The following is a 7,330-nucleotide window of genomic DNA, read 5'->3' on the forward strand; positions in this document are numbered from 1 at the left end:
GCGCTGCTCGCCGCCGCGCTCATCGCCGGGGCTGCCAGTCCTCGAGGTTCCACCACGGGCCGGCCGCGAAGCCGTGCTCGTGCGGCTCGACCTGGGTGGTCAGGCCGTCGGAACCGGCGGTCCTCCAGCGGTCGGCGAGGACGTACAGGTGGTCCAGGTGGGTGAGGAAGGTGTAGCCGGGGTTCTCGGCGAGTTCCCGCTGGAGCGTGTCGTAGGCGGACCGGCGCTCCGCCGCGTCACGGGTGCGGCGGGCGTCGTCCAGGGCCTTGTCGACGGCGGGGTTGTCGTAGTGCGGCATGTTGTTGAAGCCGTCGCCGGCCTCGGAGGAGTGCAGCAGCGGGTAGAGGCCGAAGTCGGGGTCGCCGACGTCGCCGAATCCGGCGAGCACGGCGTCCTTCGCCATCCGCGGCTCGATGACGTCCCAGGTGCCGGACTCGACCTTCACCTCGACGCCGATCTTCTTGGCGTCGCCGGCGTAGGCCAGGGCGAGGTCCTGGCGGACCTTGTCGCCGGCCGGGTAGTAGAGGGTGAACGCGGCGCGGCGGCCGTCCTTGGCGAGGACGCCGTCGGCACCCTTCTTCCATCCGGCCCGGTCGAGGATCCGCCGCGCGGCCGCGGGGTCGTGGGCGCGTTCGGTGCCCTCGGCGAACCAGTCGTCGTCGATGGGCAGCGGGCCGTAGGCGGGGCGGCCGGCGCCGTCGAGGACCTTCTCCACCATCGTGTCGCGGTCCACCGCCAGGTCCAGGGCGCGGCGGACGTCGACGTCGCCGGTCACCGGTCCGTCGGTGGGCAGGCTGACGGCGCGGTAGTCGTACGAGGTGGCCCGGTAGGTCGTCAGGTCCGTCTCGTCCTCGAAGGTGGCGGCCAGGTTGGGCGGCAGGATCGCGCCGTCCAGGTCGCCGGAGCGCAGCCGGGTGGCGCGCACGTCGTCGTCGGGGACGATCGCCATGGTCACGTTCTTCACGGCCGGTTCGCCGCCCCAGTAGTGGGGGTTGGCCTTGAAGACCAGCTTCTCGCCCTTCCGCCAGTCGGCCAGTACGTAGGGGCCGGTGCCGACCGGGGAGGTGTTGAACGCACCGGAGTTGGGGTCCTGCCCGCCGGCGACGTGCTGCGGGACGATCGGCAGCACGGTGCGGGCGGCGAACGGGGCGAAGGGGTAGGCGAGGGTGAAGACCACCTGGTCGCTCCCCTCGGCGCGCACCCGCTCCACGGCGGCGAGTTCGCTGCGGTTGGGGTTGTTGGTCTTCTCGTCGAGGACGGTCTCGTAGGTGAAGACCACGTCGGCCGGGGTGAGCGGCTCGCCGTCGCTGAAGGTGACGCCGTCGCGGAGGGTGAAGGTGTAGGTGAGGCCGTCCTTCGACACCTCGGGCAGGTCCTCGGCGAGGGCGGGCTCGAGGTTCAGGTCCGCGTCGCGGGTGAGGAGGCCGTCGAAGAGCTTGGAGTTGCCGTCCTTGCCGTAGCCGAGGAGCGGGCTCAGGGTGTCCGGCTCGGTGGCCACGCCCAGCACGACGGAGTCGGCCGACGCGGCGGCCCCGGTGTCGTCCGCGCCGGGGGCGGAGCACGCGGTCGCGGTGAGGGCCGCAGCGGTGAGGGCGACGGTCTGACGTATGGCCCGGGGCATGGGAGGAGTGCCTTCCGTGGGGGGACCCTTGATCCTTGATCCTTGCGAGGATGATGCTATTGCATGTTCCTCGCAATAAGGAGGGCGCCTCCGGCCTCTCCGGGCTTCGGTTCTCTGAGCCTCGGTTCGCCGGGCCTCGGTTCGCCGGGCCTCCGGGCTGCGTGGCCCCGGGCGTCGAGGCCGTCGGGGTGTGAACGCGCGGGGGCTTCGTGCCTCAGTCGCGGGTGACGCGGAGGTGGTAGGACTCGCCGGGGCCCTTGCCGAGGACGCGGACCTGGATGCCGTGCTCACGGTCGGCGAAGGTGTCGCCCGGGGTCAGGGTGGCGTCGGAGAGTTCGGCGTGGACGTTGGGGGAGTGGGTGCAGCCGCCGCTGTCGCGCTTGTGGTCGTGGACGGTGATGGGGCCCTGTCCGGTTTCGACGCCCGCCTCCACCCGGTAGACCAGGACGCCCGGGCGGCACACCAGCTCGTCGTTGCCCTCCTGGGTGCGGACCTCGACGGCGTAGGAGGTGTCCTCGTCCAGCGGCACCACCACGAGCTTGGGTCCGCCCGGGCGGGCGAGCGGCGTCAGCACGTGGTCGCTGGCGGAACCGGCCCGCGCGGCGCAGGCGATCTGGCCGGAGTCGAGCCAGCCCAGCTTCCACTTGTGCCAGCCGAGGAGGTCGTTGTTGACCCCCCAGTCCTCGCTCATGATGTCCCAGTGGCCGGCCGCCCCGCCGCCGTCCTGGGTGTAGAGGTCGGGCAGTCCGAAGACGTGCGCGTTCTCGTGGGGCAGGACCCGGTAGCCGGTGCGGTCGTAGGTGCCGGAGCCGTCGTCCTGGCGCGAGTAGACGAACGAGGTGTGCGAGACGGGCACCCCGTCGGCGACCGGGGCGTCGGTGTTGGCGGCGAAGGTCACGGACAGCACGGTGTCCAGGGCGGACGGGCCGGCGTTCGGGGTGATCAGGACGTTCAGCAGGTCGTACTGACGGAAGTCGACCTCCGGGTCGGCCTCCTCGACGATGTCCTCGACCAGCCCCCGGTACGCCGGGTCGAACGGCGCGCCGCGTTCTATCCCGTACTCCGCGAACTCCTTCGGCATCCGCAGCCACCGTTTCACCGGCGCGTCGGCCCGGTAGTCGAGCCGGCCGTAGGAGCTGGTGCGGAACCAGTCCTGGGTCTGGGGGAAGAACTCCCCGTACCGGTCCATCGGGTCGCCCTCGCCGCGGGCGTCGGGAAAGTCGACCATCAGGGTCAGCGCCCGGACGGCGCCGGTGGCCGCGGAGTAGCCGGAGGGGGTGGGAACGCCCTCCGACATCTGGGCGTCCAGCCCGCCACTGATCATGCAGGGGGCCAGCCCCACGGCGGCCCTGGCCGGGGGGACGGGACCCGCCGCGGTGGGATCCTGTGCCTGCTCGTTCACGGCGGACGTGCACACGGCCAGACTCAGCGCGCACAGGGCGGTCAGCGAGGCGATACGCCGGGACCGGGTCAGGCCTCCTGCCCGGTCCCCCGGTATGGAGCGGCGGTACGCACTGCGTGGCAGCATGCTCGGCCTCCCACTCCACACGGCCGGTCCGGCGACCGGCCGTACCCTTCCGATCACCCTGGGCCCCGGTGGGGGCCGTCGCCCGCTGGGGGAGGCCGGCCGGGGGATTTCGGGGAGAAGAGGTTTGGGGAGGCGCAACGCGCGCAAAAGGGCCGGGCCCGGACGTCCAGGGGGGGGGAGGACGCCGGGGCCCGGCTGGCGGGACCCGATGCCGGGGGGAGTGCATCGGGGCCCGGTTCTGGAGGGCGGCCCGAAGGGCCGGCCCAGTTGTTGTGCCCGGCCTGCGGCGGGCTACGCCGCCCGGGAGGGGGCGTTTTCCGCCGTTACGCCGCGGCGTCGAAGCCGGTGTCGCGCGCCAGCTTCTTCAGCTCCAGCAGAGCGTGCTTCTCGATCTGCCGGATCCGCTCGCGGGTCAGGCCGTGTTCCTTGCCCACCTCCGTCAGCGTACGCTCCCGGCCGTCCTCGATGCCGTAACGCATCTTGATGATCGAGGCCGTGCGCTGGTCGAGGTGGTTGATCAGCCCGTCGAGTTCCTCACTGCGCAGCAGGGTGAGCACCGACTGCTCCGGCGACACCGCGGAGGTGTCCTCGAGGAGGTCGCCGAACTGGGTCTCCCCCTCGTCGTCCACCGACATGTTCAGCGAGACCGGGTCACGGGCCCAGTCCAGCACGTCGACGATCCGCTCCGGGGTCGCGCCCAGCTCCTGCGCTATCTCCGCGGGCTCCGGGTCGCGGCCGTTCTCGCGGTTGAACTCGCGCTGCACACGACGGATCCGGCCCAGCTCCTCCACCAGGTGGACGGGGAGCCGGATGGTGCGCGACTGGTCGGCTATCGAGCGGGTGATGGCCTGACGGATCCACCAGGTGGCGTAGGTGGAGAACTTGAAGCCCTTGCGGTAGTCGAACTTCTCCACCGCGCGGACCAAGCCGGCGTTCCCCTCCTGGATCAGGTCGAGCAGCGGCAGACCGCTGCGCGGATAGCGGCGGGCGACCGCCACCACCAGACGCAGATTGGACCTGATGAAGACGTCCTTGGCCCGCTCACCCGCTTCGATCAGGGCCTCGAACTCCTCACGGGTGGCGTCCGCCTTGGTCTCCGCCTCGCCGTCGAGGATCTGCTGGGCGTAGACGCCCGCCTCGATCGTCTCGGACAGCTCGACCTCCTTCGCGGCGTCGAGCAGCGGCGTACGCGCGATCTCGTCCAGGTACATGCCGACCAGGTCGCGGTCCGCGATCTCGCCGCCATGGGCGCGAACGCTGCGTGCCGCGTCGGACGTCCCGCCGGAGGTGGCGGACTTGCGACGGGCGACGGCACGGGTTGCCATGCGTGTGCTCCCTAACGATCGTGGGCGGGCGGTTTCGTACTCGGACGCCGGCCTCCCGGGTGGCCGTGGGCCACCCCCGGCGGGCTCGGCGTGACACGGAAGCGTGTTGGCCTCACAGTCACCGGGTGCCCGGCATCCGTGGGATACAACGACCGGAATCGGGACAGAATTCCCGCCGCACCCGTCCCGTTCGCTCCGGATGCGTTACCCTGCCCGCCCGCGCGGGGGACACGGAGGAGCACGGTGGGTCAGGAAGTGCAGGTCAGGCCCGGTACCGAGGAGGACCTCACGGGCCTCACGGACATCTACAACCACTACGTGTGTGAGACGCCTTACACCTTCGACACGTTGCCCTTCCCCCCGGAGGAAAGACGCGCCTGGCTCGACGGGTATTCCGCGCGGGGCCCGCACCGGCTGCTGGTGGCCGAGGAGGCCGGCACGGGAACCCTGCTGGGGTACGCCACCTCCGGACGGTTCCGGCCCAAGCCCGCCTATCTCAGCTCGGTGGAGTGCACGGTGTACCTCGCGCCGGACGCCACGGGGCGCGGAGTGGGCGGGCTGCTCTACCGGGCGCTGTTCGACGCGCTGGCGGACGAGGACGTGCACCGGGCCTACGCGGCGATCGTCCCGCCCAACGAGCCCTCCGAGCGGCTGCACCGGCGGTTCGGCTTCGAGCAGGTCGGGCTGCTGCGCGAGGTGGGGCGGAAGTTCGGCCGGTACTGGGACGTGGCCTGGTTCGAGAAGAGGCTCTGACGGGCCTCGCTCGTGCCCCACGCCTCGCAGGCGCCCTGCGGCACGGGCAGCACGGGCGGCAGGGGCGCGCGAGGCCACGCGGAGGACCGGCTCAGCCGAACTGCACGGAGCGCTTGGCCAGGCCCATCCAGAAGCCCTCGATGGCGGAACGCTGGGCGTGCAGGTCGCCGGTGGCCTCGGCGGCGCCCATGGTGACGAAGAGCGGCGCGAAGTGCTCCGTCCGCGGATGGGCGAGCTGCCCGGCGGGGGCCGCGTGGGCGAAGTCCAGCAGGGCGTCGACGTCACCGGCGTCCAGGGCGCGGCGGCCCCAGTCGTCGAACTCGGCGGACCAGGCCGGGGTGCCCGCGTGGCGCAGCGCGGCCAGGTTGTGGGTGAAGAACCCGGAGCCGAGGATCAGCACGCCCTCGTCCCGCAGCGGGGCCAGGCGCCGGCCGATCTCCATCAGCCGCTGCGGATCCAGGGTGGGCATGGAGACCTGGAGCACCGGTATGTCCGCATCCGGGTACATCTCGGCCAGCGGCACGTACGCGCCGTGGTCCAGGCCCCGGTCGGGTACGTCCTGCACCGGGGTGCCGGGGGCGCGGAGCAGCTTGCGCACCGACTCGGCCAGCTCGGGGGCGCCGGGGGCCTCGTAGCGGACCTGGTAGTAGTGCTCGGGGAAGCCCCAGAAGTCGTAGACCAGCGGCACGGTGGTGGTCGCGGCGAGCGCCAGTGGGGCCTCCTCCCAGTGGGCGGAGACGACCAGGACGGCCTTCGGCCGGGGCAGTGAGGCCGACCAGGCGGCCAGCTCGCCGGGCCAGACCGGGTCGTCGGCCAGCGGAGGCGCGCCGTGGCTCAGGTAGAGCGCGGGCATCCGGCCGCCGGTGCGGTCGTCGGCTGTGGTGGTCATGGCGGCGGCTCCTCATTGCTTGAAAGCGCAACGACAAACCTAACGCGGCTTTGTTAAGGATTCAATCAAAGTCGCTCGCGCGGCCGGCGGTCCTAGGCGCGCCGCTCCATCGCCGCCCGGGCCGCCGCCTCCGTGACGTAGACCTCGCACATGTGGCGCCCGTCCGGTGTCGCGGTGTGCTCGACCTCCCACAGGGAGGCCCGGCGCCCGTGCGGCAGCAGGAAGACGTGCTCGTAGAGCGAGAGGCACATCCCGGTGCCGGTCCGGCACGGCGGGCCGAACGCCTGGGTGATCTCGTGCGCGTAGGCGGTCCGCAGCACCGCCGTGTCCTCCGGCCCGGGACGGTCGAGGTTCTCCGCCCGGCGCAGCAGGCGCCGGAGGTGGTCCGCCGAGTCGGCCGGTGCGTACGGCGGGACGGCGGTCTCCATCGGGGGGAGCCGGACCGGAGGCAGCCGCAAGGTGTCCACCGGCTCCAGGCCGGGCTCGTCGGCCGGGAGGGGCAGCCGGGCCGTGGCCGCGGACAGCTCCGCCTCGTCGGCGTAGACCTCGTGCCGCGCCAGGCCGCCCGGTGCCGTGTTGTGGACCAGCTCCCACAGCGTCAGCACCGAACCGTCGGTGAGCAGCCAGGTGTGCCGGTAGGTCTCCCGGTGACGGCCGGCGCTGTGGTGCGCGGAATGCAGCGAGCCGTCGTATGCCAGCGCGGAGTCCAGCCGGGTCAGGACCTCGTCGGGCAGTTCGAAGGAGTTCAGGGCGCGGCCGAGGAGCCGGTCCAGGTGTTCCTCCGGATGCGCCGCCGTCTCGTACGGAACGCTCAAGGGTGCTCCCAGCGTCGCTGCTTGTCACCTTGTGGGTGCATACCGTAGCCCCTCGGTCGGACATCATGTCCGGGAACCGAGAAAACGTACGGTTGTTGAGACGCCTGTGGGGTGCCGAGGGTTGCCTGCCGCCGGGGGCGTACGCCGGTCGTAGGCTTGAGGGATGTCCTCCTCCCACGACGACGCCGCCCGCGACGACCGAGACGGCCGCGACGGCACCCCCGTTTCCGGTTCGACGCCCTCGGCTCCCTCGGCCCCTTCGCCCGGCGCTGCCGGGCCCGGGCCGCGTGTCCCCAAGGCCGCGCTGGTCTTCGACGACCCGCTGGACCGGCAGTCCGCGGACGACACCGACCGCGGCTGGGGCGACGGGCCGCGCACCGGGGACGCCGCCGCCGACCT

The 7,330-nt window shown here is 72.3% G+C and carries 7 protein-coding genes; 2 read left to right on the top strand and 5 right to left on the bottom strand.

The genetic code is table 11. The features are described 5' to 3' along the window. Positions 1–19: 19 nt before the first annotated feature. The 3 genes from HW445_RS13375 to HW445_RS13385 all read right to left on the bottom strand — a co-directional run bounded on the left by HW445_RS13375 (position 20) and on the right by HW445_RS13385 (position 4,474). Positions 20–1,621: an ABC transporter substrate-binding protein gene (locus tag HW445_RS13375; RefSeq protein WP_180221247.1), complete on the bottom strand. Its 1,602-nt coding sequence runs from the start codon at positions 1,619–1,621 to the stop codon at positions 20–22. A gap of 214 nt (positions 1,622–1,835) precedes the next feature. Continuing rightward, positions 1,836–3,149: a M6 family metalloprotease domain-containing protein gene (locus HW445_RS13380; RefSeq protein ID WP_180221248.1), complete on the bottom strand. Its 1,314-nt coding sequence runs from the start codon at positions 3,147–3,149 to the stop codon at positions 1,836–1,838. A gap of 323 nt (positions 3,150–3,472) precedes the next feature. Beyond that, entirely contained in the window at positions 3,473–4,474 is a 1,002-nt protein-coding gene (locus HW445_RS13385; protein WP_180221249.1) for an RNA polymerase sigma factor RpoD/SigA, read from the bottom strand. A gap of 243 nt (positions 4,475–4,717) precedes the next feature. On the opposite strand from HW445_RS13385, the gene HW445_RS13390 reads away from it, so the two are divergent. Continuing rightward, positions 4,718–5,227, top strand: coding sequence for an N-acetyltransferase family protein (locus tag HW445_RS13390; protein ID WP_308799046.1), 510 nt, complete (start codon positions 4,718–4,720; stop codon positions 5,225–5,227). A 91-nt stretch (positions 5,228–5,318) separates the two neighbouring features. Here HW445_RS13390 and HW445_RS13395 read toward each other — a convergent pair whose 3' ends face one another. Further along, entirely contained in the window at positions 5,319–6,116 is a 798-nt protein-coding gene (locus tag HW445_RS13395; protein WP_180221250.1) for a dioxygenase, read from the bottom strand. A 92-nt stretch (positions 6,117–6,208) separates the two neighbouring features. Then, positions 6,209–6,931 carry a DUF6227 family protein gene (locus HW445_RS13400; RefSeq protein WP_180221251.1) on the bottom strand — a complete coding sequence of 241 codons (723 nt, stop codon included), beginning with the start codon at positions 6,929–6,931 and terminating at the stop codon, positions 6,209–6,211. Between the two features lie 163 nt (positions 6,932–7,094). Here HW445_RS13400 and HW445_RS13405 point away from each other — a divergent pair. Then, the coding region (locus HW445_RS13405; protein WP_180221246.1) for a hypothetical protein at positions 7,095–7,330 on the top strand (236 nt) is incomplete at its 3' end.

It is taken from the genome of Streptomyces sp. UH6, from assembly GCF_013421635.1.
GTDB classification, from domain to species: domain Bacteria; phylum Actinomycetota; class Actinomycetes; order Streptomycetales; family Streptomycetaceae; genus Streptomyces; species Streptomyces abyssomicinicus.

Excerpts from the sequence above, each read along its gene's own strand:
- HW445_RS13380 (WP_180221248.1), bottom strand. The coding sequence starts at position 3,149 with ATGCTGCCACGCAGTGCGTACCGCCGCTCCATACCGGGGGACCGGGCA.
- HW445_RS13385 (WP_180221249.1), bottom strand. The coding sequence starts at position 4,474 with ATGGCAACCCGTGCCGTCGCCCGTCGCAAGTCCGCCACCTCCGGCGGG.
- HW445_RS13375 (WP_180221247.1), bottom strand. The coding sequence starts at position 1,621 with ATGCCCCGGGCCATACGTCAGACCGTCGCCCTCACCGCTGCGGCCCTC.
- HW445_RS13395 (WP_180221250.1), bottom strand. The coding sequence starts at position 6,116 with ATGACCACCACAGCCGACGACCGCACCGGCGGCCGGATGCCCGCGCTC.